The 25,948-nt window shown below is 61.3% G+C and carries 21 protein-coding genes; 13 read left to right on the top strand and 8 right to left on the bottom strand.

From position 1 onward, the window contains the following. Window positions 1-75: 75 nt before the first annotated feature. Window positions 76-1,068, bottom strand: a complete 993-nt coding sequence (locus tag FFV09_RS10040) for an alpha/beta hydrolase (protein ID WP_141447709.1) — start codon at window positions 1,066-1,068, stop codon at window positions 76-78. Between the two features lie 228 nt (window positions 1,069-1,296). Between FFV09_RS10040 and FFV09_RS10035 the strand changes: the two genes are divergently transcribed. From FFV09_RS10035 to FFV09_RS10025, 3 genes are all read left to right on the top strand, one after another. Next, window positions 1,297-4,665 carry a glycosyl hydrolase 53 family protein gene (locus tag FFV09_RS10035; RefSeq protein WP_141447708.1) on the top strand — a complete coding sequence of 1,123 codons (3,369 nt, stop codon included), beginning with the start codon at window positions 1,297-1,299 and terminating at the stop codon, window positions 4,663-4,665. 131 nt (window positions 4,666-4,796) lie between these two features. Then, a complete protein-coding gene (locus FFV09_RS10030; protein ID WP_141447707.1) occupies window positions 4,797-5,075 on the top strand; it encodes a type II toxin-antitoxin system RelB/DinJ family antitoxin in 279 nt (92 codons plus the stop codon). Beyond that, a complete protein-coding gene (locus FFV09_RS10025) occupies window positions 5,068-5,334 on the top strand; it encodes a Txe/YoeB family addiction module toxin (protein WP_141447706.1) in 267 nt (88 codons plus the stop codon). The genes FFV09_RS10030 and FFV09_RS10025 overlap by 8 nt, the downstream gene beginning before the upstream one ends. 36 nt (window positions 5,335-5,370) lie before the next feature. Here FFV09_RS10025 and FFV09_RS10020 read toward each other — a convergent pair whose 3' ends face one another. Next, window positions 5,371-6,228 carry a helix-turn-helix transcriptional regulator gene (locus FFV09_RS10020; RefSeq protein ID WP_141447705.1) on the bottom strand — a complete coding sequence of 286 codons (858 nt, stop codon included), beginning with the start codon at window positions 6,226-6,228 and terminating at the stop codon, window positions 5,371-5,373. Window positions 6,229-6,430: 202 nt separating this feature from the next. Further along, entirely contained in the window at window positions 6,431-7,114 is a 684-nt protein-coding gene (locus FFV09_RS10015; RefSeq protein WP_141447704.1) for an S-layer homology domain-containing protein, read from the bottom strand. Between the two features lie 213 nt (window positions 7,115-7,327). Here FFV09_RS10015 and FFV09_RS10010 point away from each other — a divergent pair, with 213 nt between their 5' ends. Both FFV09_RS10010 and FFV09_RS10005 read left to right on the top strand, forming a co-directional pair. After that, a complete protein-coding gene (locus tag FFV09_RS10010) occupies window positions 7,328-8,002 on the top strand; it encodes a GDSL-type esterase/lipase family protein (RefSeq protein ID WP_141447703.1) in 675 nt (224 codons plus the stop codon). A gap of 55 nt (window positions 8,003-8,057) precedes the next feature. Beyond that, a complete protein-coding gene (locus FFV09_RS10005) occupies window positions 8,058-8,636 on the top strand; it encodes a Crp/Fnr family transcriptional regulator (protein ID WP_141447702.1) in 579 nt (192 codons plus the stop codon). Here the strand turns inward: FFV09_RS10005 and FFV09_RS10000 are convergent. Further along, window positions 8,611-9,357 carry a DUF4386 domain-containing protein gene (locus tag FFV09_RS10000; RefSeq protein WP_141447701.1) on the bottom strand — a complete coding sequence of 249 codons (747 nt, stop codon included), beginning with the start codon at window positions 9,355-9,357 and terminating at the stop codon, window positions 8,611-8,613. The two genes, FFV09_RS10005 and FFV09_RS10000, sit on opposite strands and share 26 nt — an antisense overlap. Before the next feature lie 128 nt (window positions 9,358-9,485). Beyond that, window positions 9,486-9,905 (bottom strand): hypothetical protein, encoded by a 420-nt coding sequence (locus FFV09_RS09995; protein WP_141447700.1) that lies wholly within the window; start codon window positions 9,903-9,905, stop codon window positions 9,486-9,488. A gap of 411 nt (window positions 9,906-10,316) precedes the next feature. Between FFV09_RS09995 and FFV09_RS09990 the strand changes: the two genes are divergently transcribed. Together FFV09_RS09990 and FFV09_RS09985 are read left to right on the top strand one after the other, a co-directional pair. Beyond that, window positions 10,317-11,399 (top strand): hypothetical protein, encoded by a 1,083-nt coding sequence (locus FFV09_RS09990; protein WP_141447699.1) that lies wholly within the window; start codon window positions 10,317-10,319, stop codon window positions 11,397-11,399. A gap of 90 nt (window positions 11,400-11,489) precedes the next feature. Further along, the gene (locus FFV09_RS09985) at window positions 11,490-12,566 is read left to right on the top strand and encodes a threonine aldolase family protein (RefSeq protein ID WP_141447698.1); all 1,077 of its coding nucleotides are present in this window, start codon (window positions 11,490-11,492) and stop codon (window positions 12,564-12,566) included. A 405-nt stretch (window positions 12,567-12,971) separates the two neighbouring features. Here the strand turns inward: FFV09_RS09985 and FFV09_RS09980 are convergent, their stop codons facing one another. After that, window positions 12,972-13,634 carry a GNAT family N-acetyltransferase gene (locus FFV09_RS09980; protein WP_141447697.1) on the bottom strand — a complete coding sequence of 221 codons (663 nt, stop codon included), beginning with the start codon at window positions 13,632-13,634 and terminating at the stop codon, window positions 12,972-12,974. Window positions 13,635-13,862: 228 nt separating this feature from the next. Between FFV09_RS09980 and FFV09_RS09975 the strand changes: the two genes are divergently transcribed. Continuing rightward, the gene (locus tag FFV09_RS09975) at window positions 13,863-16,784 is read left to right on the top strand and encodes a glycoside hydrolase family 3 C-terminal domain-containing protein (protein WP_141447696.1); all 2,922 of its coding nucleotides are present in this window, start codon (window positions 13,863-13,865) and stop codon (window positions 16,782-16,784) included. Window positions 16,785-17,025: 241 nt separating this feature from the next. Here FFV09_RS09975 and FFV09_RS09970 read toward each other — a convergent pair whose 3' ends face one another. Then, window positions 17,026-17,484, bottom strand: a complete 459-nt coding sequence (locus FFV09_RS09970) for a hypothetical protein (protein WP_141447695.1) — start codon at window positions 17,482-17,484, stop codon at window positions 17,026-17,028. 218 nt (window positions 17,485-17,702) lie between these two features. On the opposite strand from FFV09_RS09970, the gene FFV09_RS09965 reads away from it, so the two are divergent. The 5 genes from FFV09_RS09965 to FFV09_RS09945 all read left to right on the top strand — a co-directional run bounded on the left by FFV09_RS09965 (window position 17,703) and on the right by FFV09_RS09945 (window position 24,328). Further along, the gene (locus tag FFV09_RS09965; protein WP_141447694.1) at window positions 17,703-18,302 is read left to right on the top strand and encodes a GNAT family N-acetyltransferase; all 600 of its coding nucleotides are present in this window, start codon (window positions 17,703-17,705) and stop codon (window positions 18,300-18,302) included. A gap of 123 nt (window positions 18,303-18,425) precedes the next feature. Continuing rightward, window positions 18,426-19,016: a TetR/AcrR family transcriptional regulator gene (locus FFV09_RS09960; protein ID WP_141447693.1), complete on the top strand. Its 591-nt coding sequence runs from the start codon at window positions 18,426-18,428 to the stop codon at window positions 19,014-19,016. Between the two features lie 62 nt (window positions 19,017-19,078). Continuing rightward, a complete protein-coding gene (locus tag FFV09_RS09955) occupies window positions 19,079-19,954 on the top strand; it encodes an SDR family NAD(P)-dependent oxidoreductase (protein ID WP_141447692.1) in 876 nt (291 codons plus the stop codon). A 177-nt stretch (window positions 19,955-20,131) separates the two neighbouring features. Continuing rightward, on the top strand, window positions 20,132-21,727 hold the full coding sequence (locus tag FFV09_RS09950; protein ID WP_141447691.1) for a protein adenylyltransferase SelO: 1,596 nt from the start codon (window positions 20,132-20,134) through the stop codon (window positions 21,725-21,727). Window positions 21,728-21,925: 198 nt separating this feature from the next. After that, complete coding sequence (locus FFV09_RS09945; RefSeq protein ID WP_141447690.1) at window positions 21,926-24,328, top strand: GH36-type glycosyl hydrolase domain-containing protein; 2,403 nt, start codon at window positions 21,926-21,928, stop codon at window positions 24,326-24,328. A gap of 440 nt (window positions 24,329-24,768) precedes the next feature. Here the strand turns inward: FFV09_RS09945 and FFV09_RS09940 are convergent, their stop codons facing one another. Next, window positions 24,769-25,905, bottom strand: coding sequence for a low temperature requirement protein A (locus FFV09_RS09940; RefSeq protein ID WP_141447689.1), 1,137 nt, complete (start codon window positions 25,903-25,905; stop codon window positions 24,769-24,771). Window positions 25,906-25,948: the final 43 nt, after the last annotated feature.

Here is a 25,948-nt window from a genome sequence, read left to right as displayed (position 1 = left end):
TCGTCTGGCAGGAAAAGCGGCTTTTTGCCGCCTAAGCGCAAGCGTGCTTTTCTCCGCTTTGCCGCCGCCGCTCGCTTAGTCCGCGCGCGTCTCCTCCGGCTGCGCCGCGAAATACCGATCCGCGGCTTCCCCGAATGCCTGCATCAGGAAAGCCGTCGCCCGGCGGCTGACGTCCGCTCGGGGGCATATCATGTCGAACGCATGATAACAGCCGGCGTACCGCTCGAACCGTACCGGCACGCCGGCGGCGCGCAGGTTCTCGACGTAGGCGACCGTCTCGTCGCGGAACGGCTCCAGCTCGCCGACGAACGTGACGGCCGGAGGCAGGCCGCCGTAGTCGGTCGCCCGGGCCGCGGCGGCGTAGGGCGGAACGTCTTCGCGGCCGTGCAGCTCGCCCAGATACAACTGCCAGGCCCATCCGTTGGAATTGGAATCCCAGATCGGGGCGTTGTTGCCCTGCGCGGATTCGCCCTGCATCCGGTCGTCGATCATCGGGTAGAGCGGCATCTGGAACGCCAGCTTCACTTCGTTCAGATCGCGGGCGTACAGCGTCAGCGCCGCGCTCAATCCGCCGCCGGCGCTTTCTCCGCCGACCATGAGCTGGTCGGTACGGATGCCAAGTTCCGCGGCGTGCTCTTTCATCCAGAGCAGCGCGTCGTAGCTGTCATGCAGCGCCGCCGGATAAGGCGCTTCGACCGACAGCCGGTAATCCGGCGCGACGATCACGCAGTCCCGCGTGCCGATCAGGTTCTTGTACATGTCGGCGTTCAGTTCGGGCAGGCCGAGCGAATAGCCGCCGCCGTGCAGCCACAAGATGCCGGGTACCTGCGAGACTTCGCGTCGCGGACGGTAGATGCGGACGCGAATCTGCCGGCCGCCGCGCGCCGGAATCCACCGTTCGTCGCAGCGCAGCCCGTCGATATTTTTGCCTTTGCGTCCTTGCAGCGCTTTGCCGGCGCTTTTGGCCGAAGCGATATACTTCGCTTCGGTCGATTTTTGCGTGAGAGCTTTCATGAAGAGACCTTTGAGCCGCAGCTGCCGATCGATCATGCGAAGCGTGACTTTCATGGACGAAGCCTCCTGTTCGTTACGGATTCGATACGTGCTTCGGCTTTATTTTAAACGGATTCGAACGCTCGCTTCAAATTTCGGACCGCCCGCCTGGCGAACGATGACAATCCCTTTCCGAAACACACGAAATGTTGCAATAATCCCGTATCTCTGGCGTTCGGCGATTGTTATATTGAGCACAGTCAAAATGTAACCGCTTCATAAGAAGAGAGGGGATCGATCGCAATGAACAGAAAAAGACGGGTATGGCCGCTCATGCTGGCGTTGGTCACGCTGCTCGGTACGCTGCCGACGGCAGCCGGACGGGCTTCGGCCGAGCCTGCCGCTTCGGCGGCCGCACCGCAGATCGTGAACGGAGGATTCGAAGCCGACTTCTGGGCCGATCGTTCGTGGAACGTCGCGACCGACGATTGGGAGCAGGCGGAAGTGAGCCGTTTTGCATACGCGGCCGATTCGTGGATCACGAAAAACGAAGGCGGGCATGCGCTCAAATATTGGATCAAAGACGCCGCCGTCTCGACGCGAAGCGTTACGGTCAGTCAAAGCGTGTACGATCTGCCGGCGGGCCGGTACGAGCTGACCGCGCAGTCGATGGGCGGCGCGGGCGCCGAAGCGGGTCAGGTGCAGCTGTTCGCCGGTACGGCAGCAGGCATCGAACAAGCCACGACCGGCTATAACGGCTGGAACAAGCGGTCGCTGGAATTCACGCTGGGCGAACCGGTGTCCGAACTGCGGCTGGGCGCCTACGTCTCCGGGCAGGCCAAAGCGTGGGGTTATCTGGACGATCTGCGGCTGACGCGGATCGGCGCGGATAAGGTTCAGCCGGTGCAGGCGGATATTTTCGTGCAAAAAGTCGAAGGACTCGGCAGCGGCTTCATCAAAGGGGTCGACGTCTCCAGCGTAACGGCGCTTGAGCGCAGCGGCGTCGTATTCCGCGATGCGGCGGGAACGCCGACGGATCTGTTCGCGACGCTGCACCAATCGGGCGTCAATTACGTGCGGGTGCGCGTCTGGAACGATCCGTATACGGCGGACGGCCAAGGCTACGGCGGCGGAGACAACGATCTCGCCACGGCGATCGACATCGGCCGCAGAGCGACCGCAAACGGCATGAAAGTGCTGGTCGATTTCCACTATTCGGACTTCTGGGCCGATCCGGCCAAGCAGCAGACGCCCAAAGCCTGGGCCGGATACACGCCGGAGCAAAAAGGCGAAGCGATCTACGCGTATACGAAAAATAATCTGCAGCAGATGCGTGCCGCGGGCGTCGACGTCGGCATGGTGCAGATCGGCAACGAGACGAACGGCTTTTTTGTCGGGGAAAAAGAGTGGAAGGCGATCGCCGGGATGTTCGCCCAGGGCAGCCGCGCGGTGCGCGAGGCCGATCCGTCGATCCTCGTCGCCCTGCATTTTACCAATCCGGAATCGTCGGGCCGCTATGCGAATTACGCGGCCGAATTGGCGAAGCATAACGTCGATTACGACGTGTTCGCCAGCTCCTATTATCCGTTCTGGCACGGGTCGCTGGGCAATCTGACCGCCGTGCTCAAGCAGGTCGCGGATACGTACGGCAAAAAAGTAATGGTGGCCGAGACGTCGTACGCCTACACGGCGGAAGACGGCGACGGCCACGGCAACACGGCTCCAAAAGAATCGGGGCAGACGCTCGATTATCCGATCAGCGTGCAGGGACAGGCGACGTCGGTACGCGGCGTGATCGATGCGGTCGCGCAGGTCGGCGCAGCGGGCATCGGCGTGTTCTATTGGGAACCGGCCTGGCTGCCGGTCGGACCGGCCGCCGAGCTCGCGGGCAACAAAGCGCTGTGGGAGAAGTACGGTTCCGGCTGGGCTTCCAGCTACGCGGCCGAATACGATCCGCACGACGCCGGCGCCTGGTACGGAGGCAGCGCGGTCGACAATCAGGCGCTGTTCGATTTTGCCGGGCGGCCGCTGTCTTCGCTGAACGTGTTCAAGTACGTCGACACGGGAGCCGTCGCTCCGCTCCGGGTCGATGCGGTGCGTTCGGTCGGCTTGTCGGTCAAGGCCGGCGAACCGGTCACGCTGCCCGCGACGGTCGAAGCGGTCTACAACGACGGCAGCGTTCGTCCGCTGCCTGCCGCATGGGACGAAGCCGCCCTGAATGCGGCCATCCAACAAGGGCCGGGCCGCTACGTCATCGGCGGCACGGCGGAAGGGGGACATCCGGTGTCGGCTGTGCTTGAGATCAAGCTTGCGAACCTGCTGTCGAACGGAAGCTTCGAGCAGGCGGACCGCAGCATGTGGCATATCGCGTACGGCGAAGGCCGCATTCCGCATACGGCTTACCAGAACAAAGAATCCGACGCCAAATCGGGCCGGTATTCGCTGCACTTCTATTCGTCCGAAGGCACGGACTTCCGGATCGAGCAGACGGTCAGCGGGCTCGCGCCGGGCTACTACGACCTGTCCATGTCGATCCAGGGCGGAGACTTTACGCAGGGCGACCTGAAGCTGCTGGCTTCGAGCGGCGATCAGGCACGCCAAGCGTCCGCCGCGGTCCATGGCTGGCAGCAGTGGGACGAGCCGAAGATCTCCGGCATCCGCGTCGAAGACGGCCGCATCACGGTCGGCGCTTCGGTCTATGCCAACGCGGGCGCGTGGGGCACGCTGGACGATTTCTACCTGACGTTCGCGCGCGAACTGGAGACGACGCCGCCTTCGCCGGGCGGCGGCACGCCGACCGATCCGGCACCGAAGGTGCCGGAAGCGCCGCAGCCGGCCGTGCCGGCGAATCCGACGCCGACCCTGCCGCCTTCGCCGGTCGTCACGCCGGTTCCGGCGCAGCCGGCTGTACCGGCGGTGCCCGGCAATGAGCCCGTCGTACCTGCGCAGCCGGGCGGGGAGCCGTCGGCGGCTGCGCAGCCGTACATGCAGGGCTATCCGGACGGCACGTTCCGTCCGGCCAAAGCGGTCTCGCGGGCGGAGCTCGCCGCGATGCTGCTGCGGGTGAGCGGCGGCCCGGCAGCCGCGGCGAGCGCGAATGCGGGGCCATCCGCATTCGGAGGCGCGACCGGCGCTGCGGGCGCGCCGGTTGCGGCAGCGAACGCCGCCGCAAAAGCGGCCGCTGCGGGTGCCGGCGGTGCGGCCAAGCCGCCGGCAGGCGTCGGCTACGCCGACGTGGCGGCCGACAGTTGGGCCGCGGAAGCGGTTCGGGCCGTGACGGAGTCCGGCTGGATGCGCGGCACCGGCGCGGACGCTTTCGGCCCGAACCGGCCCGTGACCCGGGCCGAGATGGCCGCCGTACTGGCGCGCTGGAAGGCGCTGCCTGCGGCGGGCGGGGCCGGGCTTGAATCGGCGGGATTCTCCGATACCGCCGGGCACTGGGCCGCGGGCGATCTGGCCCGCGCGCGGCAGGCCGGCTATCTGCGCGGCCTGCCGGACGGCCGCTTCGAGCCGGACCGGGCCCTGAGCCGCGCCGAAGCCGCGGCCGTGTTCAACCGGGTCCTGGGTCGGACCCTGCCGGCTGCGCCGGACGCTTCGCGCTGGCCGGACGTGCCGGCCGGACACTGGGCACTCGCGGATATCGAAGCCGCCGCCGGGGATTCTTCCCGCTAGAAGAGGGGTTCTTGATGCTCGAAAATGCGCACCATGTATGCTTATTTGCACACAGGGTGCGCATTTTTGTTTTAAAATCATACGTTTTTGCATTATAATGAAGCCAAGCAAACGTCAAGGAGGCGTATCAAATGACCCAAACCAACATCAATATTCGAATCGACGAAGAAGTGAAAAAAGAAGCGGAGCACCTTTTTGCGGAACTTGGATTGAATATGACGACCGCGGTGAACCTGTTTATTCGTCAAGCGATCCGTCAGGGAGGCATTCCGTTCGAGGTCACGACGCAGGTCGATCCTTTTTATAATCCTGCGAATTTAAAAAGATTGCAGGAATCGATCCAACAAATCGAGCGCGGTCAGGGCGTGCAGAAGACGATGCAGGATCTGGAACATTCAAATCATGCGTAATTTGATTTTCTCGAGTTATGCTTGGGAAGATTACGTCTACTGGCAAACGCAGGATCGCAAAACGCTGAAGCGAATCAATCAATTAATCCAAGACATTGAACGCGGCGGATACGAAGGCATCGGAAAGCCGGAACCGCTGCGAGGCGATCTGTCGGGATACTGGAGCCGCCGAATCGACGATACGAATCGGCTGGTGTATCGGCTGAACGAGACTTCGATCGAATTTTATGCTTTTCGTACGCATTACGGCGATCACTGAAGACCGAATCGGATCCAAGCGAGTTCCAACCCGCCTTCACCCTTCCCGCTCGCCCGCCGCCTCTTCGGCCAGCAGCCGAGTCAGGTGTTCTTCCGTCCCGCTGCCGGCCCGGGGCACGAGAATCGTCCAGATCAGGCTCGGGTTATGGTCGACGCAGCCGGCGGAGCGGATATCGAAGTGCATCTCCGGGCCGTCTGGCAGGCGGAGCACGGCGGCGAAAGCGTGATTCTGCTTGATCTCGTACAGGTCCCAGCAGCGGCGGAAGTGTTCGCTTTCGCGGTTCAGGTGCTCGAACCGCTCCATGTAGACCGGGCTGTGCTTGGCACGCTCGAATAGGGTGCGCAGCCACGAGGCAGTGTAGCGCCCGAACTCTTCCCAGTTGACGAGCCGCTGCCGGTAATCCGCGTCGAGAAAAGCCAGCTGCATCATATGCCGGTCCCGCTCGGGCATGCGGCCGAAGTCCGCGAGCGTCAGCTCGGCGGCCCGGTTCCAGGCCAGCACGTTCGTGTCGTCGTCGGTGATGAAGCTGGGGTAGCGCATCTGCCCGGTGAGCGACCGCAGCAGCGGCAGGTCGATTGGGGCCGCGGAGAGCGGCTCGTCCGCAAGATCGGTCTCCGCGAGCGACAGCAGGTAGCTGCGCTCGGAATCGCCGAGCTGCAGCGCCCGTCCGATGCCGAGCAGGATATCGGGCGACGGATTCAGGTCTTTGCCCTGCTCCAGCCACGTGTAATACGTGACGCTCATATTGGCCAGATAGGCGACTTCTTCCCGGCGCAGGCCGGGTGTGCGCCGCCGGCCCGGCAGCGGGTCGATGCCGCAGTCTTCCGGCTTCAGCCGCTGCCGCCGGGAGCGGATAAATTCGCCGAGCGCGGCGGACGAACGGTAAGTTTTCATGATCGGGGTTCCGCCTTTCTCCGTAATCGGGATCTTCGACTTCATTGTAGAACATATGAACGGAACGCACAAAAAACAACCCGGGCAAGGGTGGGGGGATCGCCCGGGCTGTTTTTGCATCGTACCGGATTGTGCCTGACCAGACCTGATTAAGCCTGGTCGTTCCTGTCGGTCATGCGGGAAAATCGCTGCCAAGCGTCTCTTATTCTTCGATCGGCAGAATAGTCGCGGGCAGCTTCAGCCCGTTGAAATAATCGACCGCGTTGTAGAGGAGAACGGCCGCTTCGGCGCGCGTGATCTCCGCCTGCGGATCGAACTTTTTGTCCGCATCCAGCTCCGCGATCTCAAGCGCGATAGCGAGCTGCGTGGAGCCGAGCTTGTCGATGTCGAATAGATCCTGATCGGCGATCTCCGGAACGAGGATGTTGATCATCGGCAGATTGCCGGCCGTCTTGAGCGCATCCATCAGGTAGTCCACGTAGTCTTCGCGCGTGATTTTGGCAGACGGATCGACCGCGCCGGGGATGCTCACGCCGCTGTTGGCGGCATCGAGGAAGGCATCGGCGTACCACGCGTCGTTCTTGACGGCGGGGAACAGGTCGTGAGCGGTCTTGGACGGATCGGCCTCCGGCGTCTCAAGCGCAGACAAGCCGAGGCCGTTCGAGATGAACTGCAGCGCCTGGGCCTGCGTCAACGCCGCGCCCGGAGCGAAAGACTGCGCGCCGACACCTTTGACGATACCTTTTTGCTGGAGCGCTTCGATCTTTTGCTGTCCGGCCACGCTGCCCAGATCTTTGAACGCCGGAGGTGCCGCAAGCAGCGAGCCGCCGAGCGAAGCGGTCAGCAGGGAGACGGACATGAGCGAGGCCGCGAATTTCTTTTTCATCGATATAACCTCCTAAAGGAACTGTTCGGATACGGGAATCGTCGGATTCCGCTTCTTGCCTACCCAGACGAAGCGTTTTCGGAAAAGGTTGCGGCGGACAGGGCGATTTGCCCTTTTTTTCGCTAAGATAAGTGGACAAGAAGAGGTCCGAGCGGACCTTCACCGGATCGATTCGCGCGATTCGGACTTTCCCTATTGAAGGAGGAATGAAGCATGACCGCCAATCCCGACCGTCACCTTGACGAACCCGAACTGCCACCGGACAAAAGAGCCAAAGTGCACGCGTACCGCATCCTCAACGGCTATGCCGCCCGGGGACAGACGGTGTTTGCCGGCTCGTCCCTGATGGAGTTTTTCCCGATCCACGAGCTGCAGCAGGCGTTCGGGCCGTCGTTTGTCTGCTGCAATCGCGGCGTGGCCGGCTTCGTGACGCGCGAGCTGCTGGCTGCCCTGGACGAATGCGTGCTGGATCTTGCGCCGTCGCGGCTGTTGATCAATATCGGCACCAATGACATCGGCGAACCGGATTACGAGCTGCCGGGGCTGATTGCCCGCTACGAAGAGATTTTGCGGCGGGTGCGGGAGTGTCTGCCGGACTGCCGGATCGTGACGCTGGCGTATTATCCGGTCAACGCGGACGACGTTTTTGCCGGTGTGGACCGGGCGGCCGCGGCGGATCTGTTCTCGCGCCGCAGCAACCGGGCGATCCGCGAAGCGAACGAAGCGGTCGCCGCCCTGTCGCGCCGGCTCGGCATCGAACATCTCGACCTGAACGACGGGCTTGCGGACGACGCGGGCAATCTGCGGGCCGCATACACGATGGACGGCATCCACATGTACGCGAACGGCTACAAAGTCGTATGGGACAATCTGCGGCCCCATCTATGAACGCATCCACAGCGTATACAGGTCAAAGAATCGTAGGCGAAGGGAGCGGAAAGCGATGCAGCCTATTCTCGACCGGTACCTGACCCGGCTCACTTCGCTCGGCGAGCGGGAACGCCAAGACATTCTGGACGAGCTGAATATCCGCAAATATGCCCGGAGTACGCTGCTGCTGGAGCAGGGCGAAGTGTCGGGCAAATGCTATTTCGTGCTGCAGGGCTGCCTCAGGCAGTACGCGATCGACGAGCAGGGCCGGGAGCATACGTCCAATTTCTATACGGAAGAACAGGCCGTTGCCGGCTTCAGCCGGTATGCGCCGGCCGAAGGGTCGGACTGCTTCGTGGCGTGCGTGGAAGATTGCGTCGTGGTCGTCGGGGATTTTGCGGAAGAGCAGGCGATGTTCGGCCGGCACGGGCAGCTGGAATCGATGGCCCGGCGCATGATGGAAGAGCATCTGGGCAAAGTCCAGCGGGAATTCGCCGCGTTTGCCGCTTCTTCGCCGGAAGAACGCTACCGCGACATGCTGCGCAGCCGCCCGGACCTGCCGGGCCGCGTACCGCAGCATCAGCTGGCCAGCTATTTGGGCATGACGCCCGAGTCGCTGAGCCGGATCAAGAAACGGCTTCAGGACGCGTAACCGTCCGGGGAGCTGTTTCTTTGCCGCCGCGTGCCAGCAGCCAGAGAGCAAGCCCCAGTTCGCCTGCCGCCATCGGGACGGCGAGGATCGCTTCGAGCAGTCCCAGCGCTTCGGTTCCTTCGGGCAGCAGGATGCGCAGCGAATGGACGACGATGTAGCCGAACGACGCGAGCAGCAGCAGGAAGCCGATCCAGCGCGGCATCGACGCGGCGCGCAGCGCCAGCAGGCCGAGCGTCAGCAGATGCAGGCCGAACACGACCAGTCCGATCGACCAGATCAGGTCGAACGCGTCCAGCGCCAGCTTGACGAGGGCGGCGTTCGAGCCGGCAGCACCCGGGAGCGGGCCGGCTTGGCCGGCCAGCAGCAGAGCGGCGACGAGAGCCGCGATCGCGGTGCCGAGCAGCGCGGTGTAGGTCAGGCGGAGCCAGGCGCCGAGCAGCGACCCGCCGCGATGGACCGGTTCGAAGAACACGTACAGCGCCCAGGCGGCCGCCGCGTCGCAGATCAGAATGAGCAGCCAGCCGAATATTTCCGCCCTGAACCAACCCGATGCGGAGCGCAGATTGGCCGCAGTGGCGGCAGCGTCGTCCTGTACGACAAGCATGCCGTGAATCCAGCCGTAGCCGAGCCCGGCGATTGCGGCCATCAGCAGCAGCGATACGCCCGCTGTCAATGCCGCGCCCCGCTGCGCAGGGGTGTGGGGATGAGTCGTGTTTTCCATGGATTTCTCTCCTTTTGGATGCTTGGTCTTGTCTTCATTGTAGGGGGCGGACGCAGGAAAAGCCTTGACTTAAGTCAAGGCTTTTTCTGCGTGGGGATAGGTTTGGGAATCCGATCGTAGGAACAACGTTAATTGCGGTCTTGGAATTGTAAAGCTGTTACGTTAAGAGCATATTGTTTTCCGTTTTTGTTATAAATATAAATTGAAAAATCAGAGCTTAATCCGTTATGAATAAGATCTTCTATATGTATCGTTTTTTTGCTTTTTCCGGTTAATTTATAATTCTCGATAAAAGGTGCAGCATTCGCATCCACGCTTATAAAAACGGGAGTATCAGAAGTGTTTTCTACCGTGATATCTAAATATTTGCCGTGTTTACTTTCCGTGTTGAATTCATCCGTAAAAGCGGTATACCCTTTGAATTCAGAAACGGCTATATATCTTTGGCTCTCTTCTTCCTGGACGCCGGCTTGTGCAACATACATTCCCTCTCCCAAACATAAAGCAAGAGCGGCAATCCACGTAACAATCGATTTAGTGTTATACATCGAAATCTCTCCTTTCCAACGGATCGTTGTCATCAGAATATTCTTTAAAGAGTGCTTATAAAATTGTGTTTTATTTTTATTATATAATAAAAATAAAACCTAATACATACAAAATTAGTCGAAAAGCCCGACTTTCCAAGTAGAAAGTTGGGCTTTTCTCTATAAATCCAATCTGACACTAGCCGGAATCGGCCATACACGACTCACGTAGTCCGAACGGCTGCGTCGATCAGCAAGCGAGCGGCAAACAGAGCGGCGTCCTTCGAGCGAAGGGGCGCCGCTTTTTGCAATGCCGCTGTTTTGCCGCAATCCCGCCTCAAGCCGCAACCTGTTTCAAAAACCGCGATCCGGTCCTTCTATTTACAGAGAACGCCCGCTGTCGGGAAGCCGAAGCGCGAAAGGAGAATGTGTATGCTGATCATCCTTTTCGGGATCGGACTGCTGCTGGCCTGCGTATTGGCCTGGACGGTCCGCATGCCCGAAATTCCGACCGCGTCCGCCGCAAGCGTGATGGCGTGCGCCATTTTCACGCAGGGGGTCGTGATCCATTTTGCCGGCAAAGGCTCGATCGGAGCGCAGATTGCCGCCGGGCTGACGCTGCTGCTCTGGCTGGGCCTGCTGGCCGCTTATCTGGGCAGCGTGCGCGACCGCAGCTTCCGGAGCCGCCATTGGGACGAGCCCGTCGGACGCTTCGCGATCGGCACGTGGGTCGCGGGCACGTCGTCGGCGCTGACGGCGGCCCATGTCAACTTCCCCGAGCTGCATCCGGTGCTCGTGCCGCTCGGCATCCTGAACGCCGGCCTGCTGATCTTCTACCTGTTCGCCGCTTCGCTGGCGGCGGGCGAGATCGCCGGGCAGTGGCGGAACCTGAAGCTGCACGGCGTTATTTTGCTGACGGCCGTCGCGATCCAGTCGGTCTCGCTCATGCTGCACGAGCTGTTCGGCGCCAAAGAGTACATGGTCTACCGGGTGCTCGTGCTGCTCGGCATCCTGTTCTATCTGGCCGCGGCGGCGCTGCTCGTGCTGCGTTACGCGCGCAAAGACTGGACGCTGGCCGACGATTGGCCGGAGACGAACTGCATCCTGTACGGAGCCGTCGCCATTACAGGCGCCGCAGCGCTAAAATCGTCCGTGTTTCCGGACGGCGTGCTGCTGGGCATCTGGATCTTTGCCCTGCTGCTTCTGCTGCTCGTGGAAAGCGCGGAGATCGTGCGCGGCGTGCTGCGCGTCCGCCAATACGGCTGGGCCGAAGGGATCGGCGTGTATGCCCCGGCGCAGTGGTCCAGACTGTTTACGCTCGGGATGTTCTACTTCTTCACGCAGCAGGGCGGACGCTTGTTCCCGGAAAATGCACAGCATGGGCTTAGTGTCCTTCGTGAGTGGATATTGGTTGGCGGAGCATGGATGCTGTCTGTTCTCTTTTTCGCGGAGGTAGTGCTCTGGGCATTCAGGTTGGTGATCAATTCGTCCGCACCAGGCAAACAAGTTCGATAAAATTTAACGCATAAATATACAAATTTCTCGCCGGAGAGAGTATGATGGAGGCATCGGCTTATATCCATACAGAAAACGGAGAGATGACCCATGACCCGATTTGAGAGCGATTATACCCAAGGCGCCCACCCACGCATCCTGCAGCGCCTGCTTGAGACCAATCTGGACCAGACGAGCGGCTACGGCACCGACGAATACTGCGACTGCGCCCGCGCGCTGATCCGCCGGGAGTGCCGGTCGGAGCAGGCGGACGTCCATTTCCTCGTCGGCGGCACGCAGACGAACACGACCGTGATCGCCGCGCTGCTGCGTCCGCATCAGGGCGTGCTGTCCGCGGACACGGGGCATATCGCGGGGCACGAGACCGGCGCGATCGAATCGACCGGGCACAAAGTGCTGACGCTGCCGCATCAAGACGGCAAGATTACCGCGCAGCAGGTGCGCCAAGCCTGCCTCGACCATTGGACCGACGACGCGCGCCAGCATACGGTGCAGCCGGGCATGGTCTATATTTCGCAGTCGACGGAGAACGGAACCGTCTACAGCCTTGCGGAACTCGAAGCGCTCAGTCAGGTCTGCCGCGAATACGGCCTGCCGCTGTTCGTCGACGGCGCACGGCTCGGTTACGCGCTGGCCGCCGAAGGCAGCGACGTGACGCTGGCCGACCTGGCGCGGCTCACCGACGTGTTCTACATCGGCGGCACCAAGCTCGGCGCGCTGATGGGCGAAGCCGTCGTGATCTCGAACGAAGCGCTCAAGCGCGATTTCCGCTATCTGATCAAGCAGCGCGGCGGCCTGCTGGCCAAAGGGCGCCTGCTCGGCATCCAGTTCGAGACGCTGTTCGAGGACGGGCTGTATTTCGACATTTCGCGCAGTGCGGTCACTCTTGCCGTCAAGCTGAGAGACGCGCTGGGCGGCATGGGCTTCGGGTTCCTGCATGCTTCGCCGACCAACCAACAGTTCCCGATCCTGCCGGACGCGCTGCTGAACGGACTGCGGAAGCAGCATACGTTTTCGACCTGGGCCAAAGTCGACGCCGGACACACCGCCGTGCGCTTCTGCACGAGCTGGGGCACGACGGAAGCGGAGATCGACGGGCTGATCGGGGATGTGCGGGCACTGGCTTTTCCGGAAGGGCTTGAAGTGCGGCAGTTGGAAAACGCGTAATTCGCCGGGCTTCAAGCCTCTGCTTCGAAAAAAAGAAGGCGGCTTTGTTAAAAAGCGGCCTTCTTTTTGTTGTGTTTTTGGGGAGGCGGAGGCGGAAGCGAAATTAAAATCGAAGGCGGAATCGTTGGGAAAAAGGCGCGGCGACGAGCCCAACGAATCGTCAGCACGCTAAAACGACGTTTTAACTGCCGCAGCAAATCCAACGAATCGTCCTGTCGTTATGCCGCCGATTTTAGCGCCGAACCGGCTTTTTTGGCCCTATAGCGTTCTGACGATTCGTTAGTTTTGGAAAACCCGCGAAAACAGCCGAATAGCGTGATCAGGATTCGTTAGGGTGCCGGGGACCGATGTGTTGGAATGCGGCCCCGCCCATCGCCTTGCCCATCGCCCCGCCCAAAACTCGCCCTACTCGTACTTTTTCGCCATCAGGCCGAGCAGACGCTGGCGCACGGACGGCCATTCCGTATCGAGGATGCTGTAGAAAATATTGTCGTGGACCGGGCCGCCGGGTTCGATGCGGTGGCGGCGGAAGACGCCTTCGCGGACGGCGCCGATCCGCTCGACGGCCTGCTGCGAACGCAGGTTGAGGCTGCTGACGGAGAGCTGGATGCGGATCGTGTCCATGCGTTCGAAGCCGTATTGCAGCAGCAAATATTTGCACTCCGTGTTGACGCCGGTGCGCCAGTAGTCCGGGGACAGGAACGTCCAGCCGATCTCGGCGTTGCGGTGGAAAGCGTCGATGTCGCCGATGCTCGTCGTGCCGAGGACGGCGCCGGTCCGGCGATCTTCGATGACGAACGGGAGACGGCTCCGATCGGCGCGCCGGGCGAGCATGTCGTCGAAGCTTCGTTCCAGCCCGGCGCCGGAAGGAACGTTCAGCCAGGTGTCTTGCCAGATTTCGGGCCTTTGCAGCACCCGGTACAGACCTTCGCGGTGGTGTTCTTCGATCGGGACGAGCGAGACAAGGGAGCCTTGCAAAATGCCGGGTTCCGCCGGTGTCCGCTGCGCGTCGCCGGGCAGGGTGCGGTCCGTAAGAGAGTCGGGGCCTCGATCAAGGTTGATAGACATGGGGGTCCTCCTGCTTGGGTGTGGGATGGGGGTCGATCTTTTTTTCCAGTATAAAAAAGAACACGCCGGCCCGGAATGAATTCGGAAGCGGAATGTATGCACGATTCCACACGAAAAGCCGCGATCCCCGAATCTCGCATGAAAACGCCTCCAATTATCCCGGTAGTGCCGAAGCCCCGGTCTATCATAAAATATAGAGAAGAAAGCGCATTAATAAGGAGGATCACCATGTCTGCCGAAACCAACTATCCGTTTCAGAATACATCGCTTCCGCTTGAGGAGCGCGTAAACGACCTCGTCTCCCGCTTCACGCAAGACGAGAAAGTCGACCTGATGATCCAATACCAGACCGCCGTCGAACGGCTTGGCGTCAAACCTTACAAGCATGGCACGGAAGCCGCCCACGGCATGGCCTGGCTTGGCGAAGCGACCGGTTATCCGCAGCCGATCGGCCTGTCGAGCATCTGGGACGAAGAACTGCTCCGGGAGATTGGCAGCGCGATCGGCGACGAAGCCCGCGGCTTTTACAAAAGAGATCCCGAAATCAACGGCTTGACGCTGTGGGCGCCGACCGTCGACATGGAGCGCGATCCGCGCTGGGGACGGACCGAAGAAGCGTACGGCGAAGACCCGGTTCTGGCCGGCAAGCTCTCGTCCGCCCTCGTCAAAGGCATTCAGGGCGACCATCCCAAGTATCTGAAAGCGGTTGCGACGCTGAAGCATTTTATCGGCAACAATAACGAAGTGGGCCGCGGCGACGCTTCGGTCAGCATCGATCCGCGCAACATGCGCGAATATTACCTCAAAGCGTTCGAGATTCCGTTCAAGGAAGGCGGCGCGCAGTCGATGATGACGTCGTACAACGCCGTCAACGGCGTGCCGGCCAACCTGAACCCGGACGTAAACGGGATCGTCAAGGAAGAATGGGGCATGGACGGCTTCGTCGTCAGCGACGCGTTCGACGTGTCCGGCACGGTGCGCGACCACGGCTACCTGGAGTCGCATACGGAAGCGGTGGCCCGCTCCGTCAAGGAAGGCGGCATCGACAGCCTCACCGACGACGGCGAATTGATGAAGAGTTCGCTGCGCGAAGCGCTCAAAGACGGACAGATTACGGAAGCCGATCTCGACGTCGCGCTGCGCAACACGTTCCGCGTGCGGTTCCGTCTGGGCGAATTCGATCCGGAAGAAGGCAATCCGTACGCGGCGATCGACGAATCCGTCATCATGAACAAGAAGCATGAAGAACTGGCCCGCACCGCGGCGCGCAAAGCGATCGTGCTGCTCAAAAACGACAACAAAACGCTGCCGCTGCAGGCGGACAAGCTCAGTAAAGTCGCTGTCATCGGACCGCTCGGCGGCACCGTCTACCGCGACTGGTACAGCGGCGAACTGCCGTACGCGATCACGCCGCTCGAAGGCATCCGGCAGAAGCTGGACGGCGCGGGGCAGGGCGGACAGGTACAGTTTGCCGGGGGAACGGACCGCATCAAGCTGAAGTCGAAAAAGAACGGCAAATACGTCAAGCTGCAAACTGCGGAAGAAGCGCCGCTTGCGGCATCGGCCGAATCCGCGGACGAAGCGTCCGTATTCGAGCTGACCGATTGGGGCTGGGACAACGCGACGCTGATCGCCGAAGAGAACGGCCTGTACGTGACGACCGACGACCGGATCGTCAAAGCTTCGGCGAACCGCATCTGGGAATGGTTCACGAAGGAAGTGTTCCTCGTTCGTCCCGAGAACGGCGCAGCGTCGCAGGATGCGGCTTCGATCACGTTCTCGACGTGGAAAGACACGCCGGTCACGGTAGGCGACAGCGGCGAACTGCTGTCGGGCGACGGCCGGGCCGAAGAAACGTCGAACGAGATCGACGCGGGCGGTACGTCCGCGCTCGACAATTCCGCGGCCGAAGCGCTGCAGGCGGATACTTTCGATGTGGAGACCGTCACGGACAAGTTCGAAGCGGCCCGCATCGCGGCCCACAATGCGGAAGTCGCCGTCGTCTTCGTCGGCAACCATCCGCTGATCAACGGCAAAGAGACGGTCGACCGTCCGGACATCACGCTGCCGCAGTCGCAGGAGCAGCTGATTAAGGAAGTCATGTCCGTCAATCCGAACACGGTCGTCGTCGTGGTCGGCAGCTATCCGTACGCCCTGAACTGGGTGAACGACAACGTGCCGGCCGTGCTCTATTCGACGCATGCCGGCCAGGAAGTGGGCCGCGCGATCGCGGACGTGCTGTTCGGCGAAGAAAATCCGGCCGGCCGCCTGAGCATGACCTGGTACAAATCGGTCGACCAGCTGCCGGAATTTATGGATTACGATATCATCCAGGGCAATCGTACCTACCGCTACTTCGAAGGCGACGCGCTGTATCCGTTCGGCTACGGCCTCTCGTACACGACGTTCCGCTACGACGGCCTGACGCTCGGCAGCCCGAGCCTCGAAGGTTCCGCCGAAGCGACGATTTCGCTGACGGTCACAGTGGCCAATGCGGGCGAGCTGGACGGCGAAGAAGTCGTACAGGTCTACGGCCGCGTGGATCAATCCCGCGTGAAGCGTCCGCTCAAGCAGCTGCTCGCGTTCCGCCGCATCAAGCTGGCCGCGGGCGAGACGACCGAAGTCTCTTTCGACATTCCGCTGTCGGAACTGGCCGTATGGGACGTTACCCGCGATCGCTTCGTGATCGAGAACGGCGCCTACACGCTGTCGGCCGGCCCGTCTTCGGGCGAACTGCCGGTCAGCGCGGCGCTTGAAGTGTCCGGCGAGACCATTCCGCCGCGCGATCTGACGCAGCTCACCCGCGCCGTCAATTACGACGCCTACGCGGGCGTCATTCTCGGCGAATGCCACGAAGGCGGCAGCGCGATCGAAGTGACCGGCAGCGAAGGCTGGATCTCGTTCAACGATGCCGAATTCGGCTCCGGCGCGGCTTCCGTGACGGTCCGCGCCGCAAGCGCGGAAGGCGGCACGCTCGACGTCCGCCTCGGCGGACCGGAAGGCCAACTGGCCGGCACCGCTTCCGTCGAAGCGGGCGGCGTGCAGCAGTGGAACGACGTGACGATCAGCCTCGCGGACGTAAGCGGCCGTCAGGACGTCTGCGTCATGCTGAACGGCAAAGTCTCCGTCAGCAGTATCCGTTTTGCGTAAATGATCCTACGGGAAGGTTCCCGGTTAGCGGGAGCCTGATTGTCGGGCAGCCCGGTTCTCCAAGTGGAGAATCGGGCTGTTTGGCGTATGGGGTTATAGGCGTATAGCGCGGGCTGTCCTCCGCCGGGGCCGGAAACGAACATTCCGAACACGCCAAAAAGCGAAAATCCGGACCCTACATGTCCGGACTTTCGCTTGGGCAAGCAAGCTTTTTGAAAAGCACGCTCCGAAGAAAGAGATCTTATCTCATGTTCCCGATGATCGAAGATCTCGAGTCCTGCATCTTCTTGACGAAGTTCGTCATTACGTCGAACGCTTCGTTGCGCTTGTTGCTCATCGACTGCAGGCGAAGCATGTCCATCTGCTGGGAATTGCTGGCCGCGTCGATCTGCGCTTGGCGAGCCGCAGCCGTCTCCGCGTCTCCGCTCTGTTTGGCCGAAGCCAACTGCGAGTTCAGCAGCGCGATCTGCGCGTTGCGGTCTTGAACGGCAGTGAGCTGCGCCTGAAGCTGCTGTTCCAGCAGGCGCGAACGCTCCGACTGTACCATCATGAGAGCCGTTTCGATATCCATCGACTGGATATTTTGCATATTGACCGAAGTCATTCCGCCCGTGCCGTTCACGGTCGTCGCGGAAGCCGGAGCCACGATCGAGACCGCTGCCACGGCCGCGAAAGCCGAAGCGAAAATTGCTTTTTTCATGTTTTTCATTCTGTTTCCCCATCTCTTCAAGTAATGGATACCTGTTACTTCTTGGTAGCTTCCGCAAGCTTATCTCATGCCCACCCAATAAACAATTCGATTTAGATCAAATTTAAATCAAATTTTTCGATAACGCGGACGAGGCCGGAAAGGCTTTTTTGCTTTATACTCTTTATAATAAAAGACAGACGACTCACACCCGCAGAAAAGAGGAACAAATGGAACCGATCCAAGACGCATCCAAACAACAGAGCCAACCCGGACAACAAAACCAAACCGAAATCCGCATCGTCCCGTTCGAAGCCGAACATATCCCGTACGTCAACGACATGAACGAAGCGTTCCCGATCTTCGGCCGCCTCGTGCCGAGCTTCGAAGGCGGCATATGGACCTATACGGAAGAGCGGTTCGAGCGCCCATCGTTTCTTAGCTTTCCCGACGACCGCCTGGACTGGGAGAGCTATGTCGGCAGCGACCGCAAAGCGATCTTCCTCGCGTTCCGCGGCGACCGCTGCATCGGCCAGGTCCGGTTGGTGCAGGATTGGACGGGCTACGCGTACGTCGAGAACATCGCCGTTCGCGGCTCGCACCGCGGAAGCGGCATGGCCGCCCTGCTGCTTGAGCAGGCGGAACGCTGGGCGCGCGAGCAGGAGCTGCACGGGCTGTCGCTCGAAGCGCAGGACGACAATCTGGCGGCCTGCCGCTTTTACCTGAAGCACGGCCTGATTCTCGGCGGCGTCGACACGCTCAAGCAGGCGTTCAACCCGGAGATCGGCACGACGCTGTATTTTTACAAAATATTCGAAGCTTCGGAATAGGCGGAGATGACCGAAACGAAAAGAACCGGCACTGCAAAAGGATTGCGGCAGAAGCAGCTATTGCGAATCTGCCGTGATCCGGCTATTCTGAAAATAGTACAATCGTTCTAAAGGGGAATCGGTATGAACAAACGGCATTACGACAGCGGAGAGACCCGGCGGATCATTGCGGAGAAAGCAGGCAAACTTTTTGCGCAGAAAGGATTTGCGGCGACATCGATAGCGGACATCTCACGGGAATCCGGATTTAGCAAAGGGCATATTTATTATCATTTTGAGAATAAAGAGAAGTTGTTCGTCGCGCTTGCGAAAGACACGATGCGGGCATGGGGAGAGAAATGGGCGGCCATCGAGCCCAATTACCCGACCGCGACGGAGAAACTGTATGCGGTGGCCCGTTTCGCGATGAACAATTACAAAACGCCGCTGCTTCTCGTCGGACAAGAGCTGGCGGGCAGCCCGAACACCGATCCGGAGACGCTGCAGCAGCTGCAGAGGTTGGCTGAGACGCCGCTGGGTGTGTACGGAAGCATTTTGCGGAAGGGTATCGAAGATGGGGAATTCGGAATCGACGACCTGCCTAGCGCGACTTTCCTGTTCGGCACTTGGATCGGGGCGCTCTGTCCGCTGATCTTCTCGATGGAACCGGAGGTTCTCGAACGGCTGTTCCAACAGGGAGTCGATATTTTCCTGGGAGGAATCCGGCACAAGTGACGGTTCCTTTATTAAGATTAGAACGATTGTACTAATTATTCTAATCTAAAGGAGTGAGGGTTATGGGAACAAAAACAGGAAGAAATCAGGCAGCGTCGCAGCGTCGGGTCGCAATCGTTACGGGAGCCGCTTCAGGCATTGGACAGGCGATCGCACGTGAATTGACGGAACGCGGAGTAGATGTTTTTATTGCGGATATTGACGAAGCGGGCGGGCGGAAAGTGGTGGAAGAGGTCACGAAGGCAGGCGGCACGGCAAGGTTCCTTCGGCTCGATGTCACGGATGCGGGGCAGGTTGAGAATGCGGTGCGCAGCGTGTACGAGGAGTACGGCCGTCTTGATTATATATTCAACAACGCGGGCATTTCGCTGTACGGAGAGCTGTATGATATGACGCAGGCGCATTGGCGGCGTATTGTCGATGTCAATCTCTGGGGGGTGATCAACGGCGTGCAGGCCGCGTATCCGATTATGAAAAAGCAGGGCTTCGGCCATATCGCCAATACTTCGTCCGCCACGGCCATGGGACCGGCGCCAACAGCCGCCGCTTATGCGACAACCAAGCATGCCGTACTGGGTCTGACGACCTCGCTGCATTACGAGGCGGAGGCGTTTGGAGTCAAAGTGAGCGCCTTATGTCCTTCTTTTGTGGATACGCCGATCTTTGCAAGCAGTGAAGGCATCAACATGGACCTTGGAAAAGTGCAGGCTCAAATGAACAAGCAGAAGATGATGAGCCCCGAACGGTTCGCTCAGATTGCGATTCGCGGCCTGGAGCGAAATCAGCCGCTTGTCTGCCCGATGCCGCTGCGGCGCACGATGGACGTATTCTTCGCCCTTTTCCCGGCAGCGCATCGCAGTCTGATGCGGCTGGTCTGCCACGTATCGCGCAAAGCGCGCAGCGAGAAGGCCGATTCGCGTACCGAAGCAGCCGTGTAGTTGCGCTGCAGGACATGGACAAGTCATAAAGCGAACCCGCTTCCGGTATGGCGCCGAGGATGCCGACAGCGGAAGAAGAATCATAACAGGTACGCCTGCACGGTCCAAACTGGAAATGAGCGTCATACTTCTATACTGTAAGAGAAGTAGAGTATTTTCAACAAGGAGGCCTTTTCCATGACCGATCTTTCCGCCAACCCGACCGCCGGATGGAATTTTGATAACAGTTATGCCAAACTGCCCGAGACGTTCTACAGTTCGCTGCCGCCCGTGCCGGTCCGCAAGCCGGAGGCCGTAATCTTGAACGACGCCCTGGCCGCCGAACTCGGATTGAATCCCGAGTGGCTGCACGGCGAAGAAGCCGCGTCCGTATTCGGCGGCAATACGCTGCCGGAAGGGGCGTACCCGCTGGCGCAGGCTTACGCGGGCCATCAGTTCGGCGGCTTCAACCGCCTGGGCGACGGCCGCGCGGTGCTGCTCGGCGAACAGCTGACGCCCGGCGGCCGCCGCGTCGACATCCAGCTCAAAGGCTCCGGGCGCACGCCGTTCTCGCGCGGAGGCGACGGCCGCGCCGCGCTCGGCCCGATGCTGCGCGAATACATCATCAGCGAAGCGATGCACGCCCTGAACATCCCGACGACGCGCAGCCTCGCCGTCACCGCGACCGGCGAGCCGATCCGGCGCGAAACGGAGCTGCCCGGCGCGGTACTGACGCGCACGGCGGCCAGCCATCTGCGCGTCGGCACGTTCCAGTACGCGGCGCAGTGGGGCGGACCGGACGCGGTCCGGACGCTTGCGGACTACGCAATCGAACGCCACTACCCGGAGATCGAGGCAGCCAATCCGGTCGGCGATCCGGTCGCCGGTGCGGACGGCGAGCGCTATGCGGCCTTCCTGAGCGGCGTCGTGGAGCGCCAGGCCGCGCTGATCGCGCAGTGGATGCTGGCCGGCTTCATTCACGGCGTCATGAACACCGACAACATGACGATCAGCGGCGAGTCGATCGACTACGGCCCGTGCGCGTTCCTCGACGCCTACGACCCGGCGACCGTGTTCAGCTCGATCGACACGGGCGGCCGCTACGCCTACGGCAACCAGCCGCCGATCGCGCTGTGGAACCTGACGCGGCTGGCCGAGACGCTCATTCCGCTGCTGGGCGAAGACACCGAACGCGCGGTCGAGATCGCGCAGGGCATCCTCGGCCGCTTCGAACGGCTGTATCTGGATGCCTGGTTCGACGGCATGCGCGGCAAGCTCGGCCTGTTCGGCCGCGAAGACGAAGACGAGAAGCTGATCGCCGATCTGCTCGATCTGATGAAAGCGTTCCGGGCCGACTATACGAACACGTTCGTCGGCCTGACGTTCGGCTTGCCGGCGTTCGACGACGAAGCGGGCAACGCCGAACTTGACTACGCCGGTATCGAAGCGGAGAGCGGCGAAGGCCGCCCGGCGAATTTCCCCGGCGCGGACGCCCTGCTGGCAAGCGGCGAATATCGCGTCTGGCGCGAGCGCTGGCAGCAGCGGCTGCAGCGCCAGACGGAATCCCGCGCAGAAGCGGAAGCGCTCATGCGGCGCAGCAACCCGGCGATCATTCCGCGCAACCACCGCGTGGAAGAAGCGCTGGCCGCCGCTTCAAGCGAAGGCGATTACGAGCCGCTGCACCGGCTGGTCGCCGCGCTGGCCGATCCGCACGCGCATTCCGCCCGGCAGGCGCCGTACGCGCAGCTTGCGCCCGACGATCACGCAGGCTACCGGACGTTCTGCGGCACGTGATTGGCACGCATTGGCCAAGCAGGGAGAGGATTCCCGATATCCTCTTCCTGCTTTTTTTCGTCGATCCGCCCACGCCGCCGCAGATCCGGGATATAATGGACGGGACGATTGCCGCCGCCCGGGTCCGCTATTTTCCGAAAGCGTTTGCGAAGAACAGCCGACCCGGCGAAATTTCTCCGAAAAGAGGGTACGACGATCATGATCAGACCGACCGAAGACCAGCAGTATTACGAACTGACAAGTCCGACCGAGCTGCCCAAAGCGTCCGGATTTCTGTGGAATAACCAGATGATGATCCATATGAACTGCCGCGGATACGCGGTGTCCCAATTCATGCAGCCGGAGCCGGCCAAGTATTCGTATGCGCCGAACCTGGAAGCCAAAACGTTTATGCAGCCGGAACAGCCGTATTACGCGCATCATCCCGGCCGTTTTCTTTTTATCAAAGATGAGGAGAGCGGTTACATTTTCTCTGCGCCGTACGAGCCGACCCGCCAGCTGCCCGAGAAATACACGTTCGCCGCGGGCAAGCACGATATCCGCTGGACGATCGAGCACTGGAACCTGCGTATCGAGATGACGCTGACGCTTCCAAAGGACGGCGTGGCCGAGCTGTGGAAGATCAAAGTCAAAAATACGGGCGCGCGCAAGCGCAAGATCAGCCTGTATCCGTATTTCAGCGTCGGCTACATGTCGTGGATGAACCAGTCCGGCGTTTACGACGAGAAGCTTGGAGCCATCGTCTGCTCTGCGATTACGCCGTACCAGAAAGTGCAGGATTACCCGGCCATCAAGAACCTGAAAGACAAGACGTACCTGCTCGCGGAAAAAAAACCGGACGCGTGGGAAGTGAGCCAGGAAGCGTTCGAAGGCGAAGGCGGCATCATGCGTCCGTCGGCGCTTGAGAGCGGCCTGCTGGCGTGCGGCGACGCCCGCTACGAGATGCCGACCGCGGCTATGCAGTACCGGATTCAACCGGAAGCGGGCGAAGAACTGGAGTACCGCTTCGTGTTCGGGCCCGCCAAGGACGAAGCCGAGATCGCGGACATTCGGGAACTGTACTTCGGCACGGAAAAAGAGTCCGGCGCGGCGTCTACCGAAGACGGTTTCGACGCAGCGGCAAGGGCTTATGCGGCGTACGTCGCCGAAGGCCGCGGCTGCCTGACGATCGATACGCCGGACAAAGGGCTCGACAACTTCGTCAACCAGTGGCTGCCGCGCCAGGTCTACTACCACGGCGTGACCAACCGGCTGTCGACCGATCCGCAGACGCGCAATTATCTGCAGGATCATATGGGCATGAGTTATATCGATCCGGATACGACGAGAAAAGCTTTTCTCACCGCGTTGTCCCAGCAGCGCCCGGACGGTTCGATGCCGGACGGCATCGTGCTGTACGAAGGCGCGGAATTGAAATACATCAATCAGGTGCCGCACACCGACCACTGCGTCTGGCTGCCGGTCTGCCTGAGCACGTATCTCGACGAGACGAACGATTACGCGCTGCTCGGCGAAGAAGTGGCGTACGCCGGCGCAGACAAGACGGGTACCGTGTTCGAGCATATCGATCTGGCGGTCCAATGGCTGATCGGCGACCGCGACGAACGCGGACTGAACTATATCAATCAGGGCGACTGGTGCGACCCGATGAACATGGTCGGCCACAAAGGCCGCGGCGTGTCCGGCTGGCTGACGATCGCGACGGCGTACGCCTGCCGGATCTGGGCAGACATGTGCGAGCAGTACGGCCGAACGGAAGAAGCGGCGAACTACCGGGAGCAGGCCGAAGAGATCAACGGCGCGGTCAACCGCCATCTGTGGGACGGCGACTGGTATGCCCGCGGCATTACCGACGACGGCGTGCCGTTCGGCATCAGCGCGGACGAGGAAGGGCGCATCTTCATCAATCCGCAGGGCTGGTCGCTGCTGAGCGGCGCGGCGGACGCTGCGAAGAAGGAGAAGCTGATCCGCGCGGTGGAAGAGCAGCTCGAAAGTCCTTACGGAGTCGAGAAACTGGCGCCTTCGTATACGGCGATGCGCGAAGACGTCGGCCGGGTGACGCAGAAGCATCCGGGTTCGGCGGAGAACGGGGCGGTGTACAACCACGCGGCGGCTTTCTATATCTACGCGCTGTACGCGGTCGGCGAGAAAGAGAACGCCTACCGGCTGCTGCGCAAAATGCTGCCGGGCACCGATCCGGCCGACATCAAGCAGCGCGGCCAACTGCCGGTATTCATCCCGAACTATTACCGGGGCGCTTACCGCCAGTTCCCGCGCACGGCGGGACGGTCGAGCCATCTGTTCAACACGGGCACGGTGCCGTGGGTCTACCGCTGCGTCATCGACGGATTGTTCGGGGTGCAGGGCACGCCGGACGGCCTGCGCATCGCGCCGCAGCTGCCGGCGGACTGGAACGAAGCTTCGGCGGTCCGGACTTTCCGGGGCGCGGAGTTCCGGATCGCGATCCGGCGCGAAGCGGGCGTGAGCGAGACGGAAGTGTATCTCGGCGGCGCGGCCGGCGGCGAGCGGATCGAAGGAGGCATCGTGCGCGGCGTACAGGCCGGCGAGTCGTACGACGTGACGGTGAAGCTGCCGCTGTAGGGCGCCGGGGCTCGCGGCCGGCCCGGCCCGGCCGAAAGTGCGGCCGGACGGCTTCGCCGGGAGGCCGGGAGAAGCCGGCGCGCAGCCGCAAGCATCGGCGCGGCGGTCCGCATAGGCGCGGCAAAAGGCTCCTTCCCGATACGGGAAGGAGCTCAACGTGTCGAGAAAGTCTGATTCTGAACAAAGTGAGGAGGCGGAGGGAGAAATTCAGTGTAGGAGCGCCAGCGTTCGCCTTTGAAATCAGGAAAATCCCATTCAAATTTGATCCTTTTTCCTGATTTCAACACGCGACCGGAACGAATTTCTCCCGCAGTCGACAAGCTTCTCATACGTATAGGACTTTCTCGACAGCCTGAGCTCCTTCCCGATACGGGAAGGAGCTTTTTGCCTGTTCGGCGAGCCGCCGGCGGCAATCGGCCTGTCAGGCCGCGCCTCTTCGATCAGGCGGCCCGGGCGGCGGATTTGCGCCGCCGGACGACGCCTTCCGCCAGCGCATAGGCGGCGAACAACGCCAGCAGCATGACGTACACGGCGTCGGTCGAAGGCAGCAGCGGCAGGGCGACGGCCGCGACCAGCACGAACGCGGCCGTGCGCAGCAGCGAACGCCGGACATGGGCCGGGCTGTGCCCCGGCAGGAAGACGATCGCGGACGACGCGGCGTACAGCGCGAAGCCGGCCAGCGACAGCCAGGCAAAATTGCGGACGGTCAGCTCGTGGTGGAAGCCGTAGTGGACGACGTTCGCCACGAGGCCGAGCGACATGAAAGTCAGCAGATGTCCGTAGATGACCGACTGGCCGGAGCTCTGCCGCTCTTCGCCGGCGATATGTTCCGACGATTCGAAATAATGCCACCAGATCGACGCGGCGATGCCGAAGCCGATCAGCGCCGGGAAGATCAGCGGCGCGCCGGCATGTCCTTCCCGCAGCCCGTTCACGATGACGAGAATCAGCTCGCCCAGCAGGATGATCGTCGCGAGGCCGTAGCGTTCGAGCAGATGCGGATGATGGACGGGCAGATGCCCGAGCACGCGGCGGCGCGCCAGCAGCGGCAGCCCAATATCGGCGAAGATGCCGAGATAGAGAACGAAGAACTTGGCGTCTCCCGGCACGAAGACGGAGCTGAAGCTGACCAGGGCGCCGCCCGTGAAGCCGAGGGCGAGAAAGCGGGCGATGCGCCGCGGTTCGCCGTCTTTTTCCAGCCAGGTTCGTACGTACATCGCTGCGGTGGACAGCCGGATTCCGACGTACCCGAGCATGAACGCGAGGAAATACGCGTCGAAGTCGGGGTTGATGCTGGCCGCCATGACGATTACGAACGCCATTTGAAGGAAATAGGCGATTCGCTGGACGGTATCGTCCCGGCCGAAGCGGTTGACGTAGACGGTGAAGCCGGTCCACGCCCACCACAGAGGCACGAAGATCAGTATGTATTTCAGGAGAAGGTCCGGCGCGATAGCGCCGTGATGCGAATGGGACAGCACGTGCGCGGTGATCGAGATGGCCGCGACGTAGATCAGATCGTAGAACAGTTCGAGCCAGGTTACTTTTTTGTGCGCGATAGACGAAATGGAAGCCACGCATCCTTTCTTTGGAAGTTTAGCCGGGCGGTTACAGCCAGTA

The sequence above is a fragment of the Saccharibacillus brassicae genome (genome assembly GCF_006542275.1).
Classification (GTDB): Bacteria; Bacillota; Bacilli; order Paenibacillales; family Paenibacillaceae; genus Saccharibacillus; species Saccharibacillus brassicae.
The sequence above is the reverse complement of the archived record's forward strand: the minus strand, read 5'-3'. Positions and strand labels throughout refer to the sequence as shown.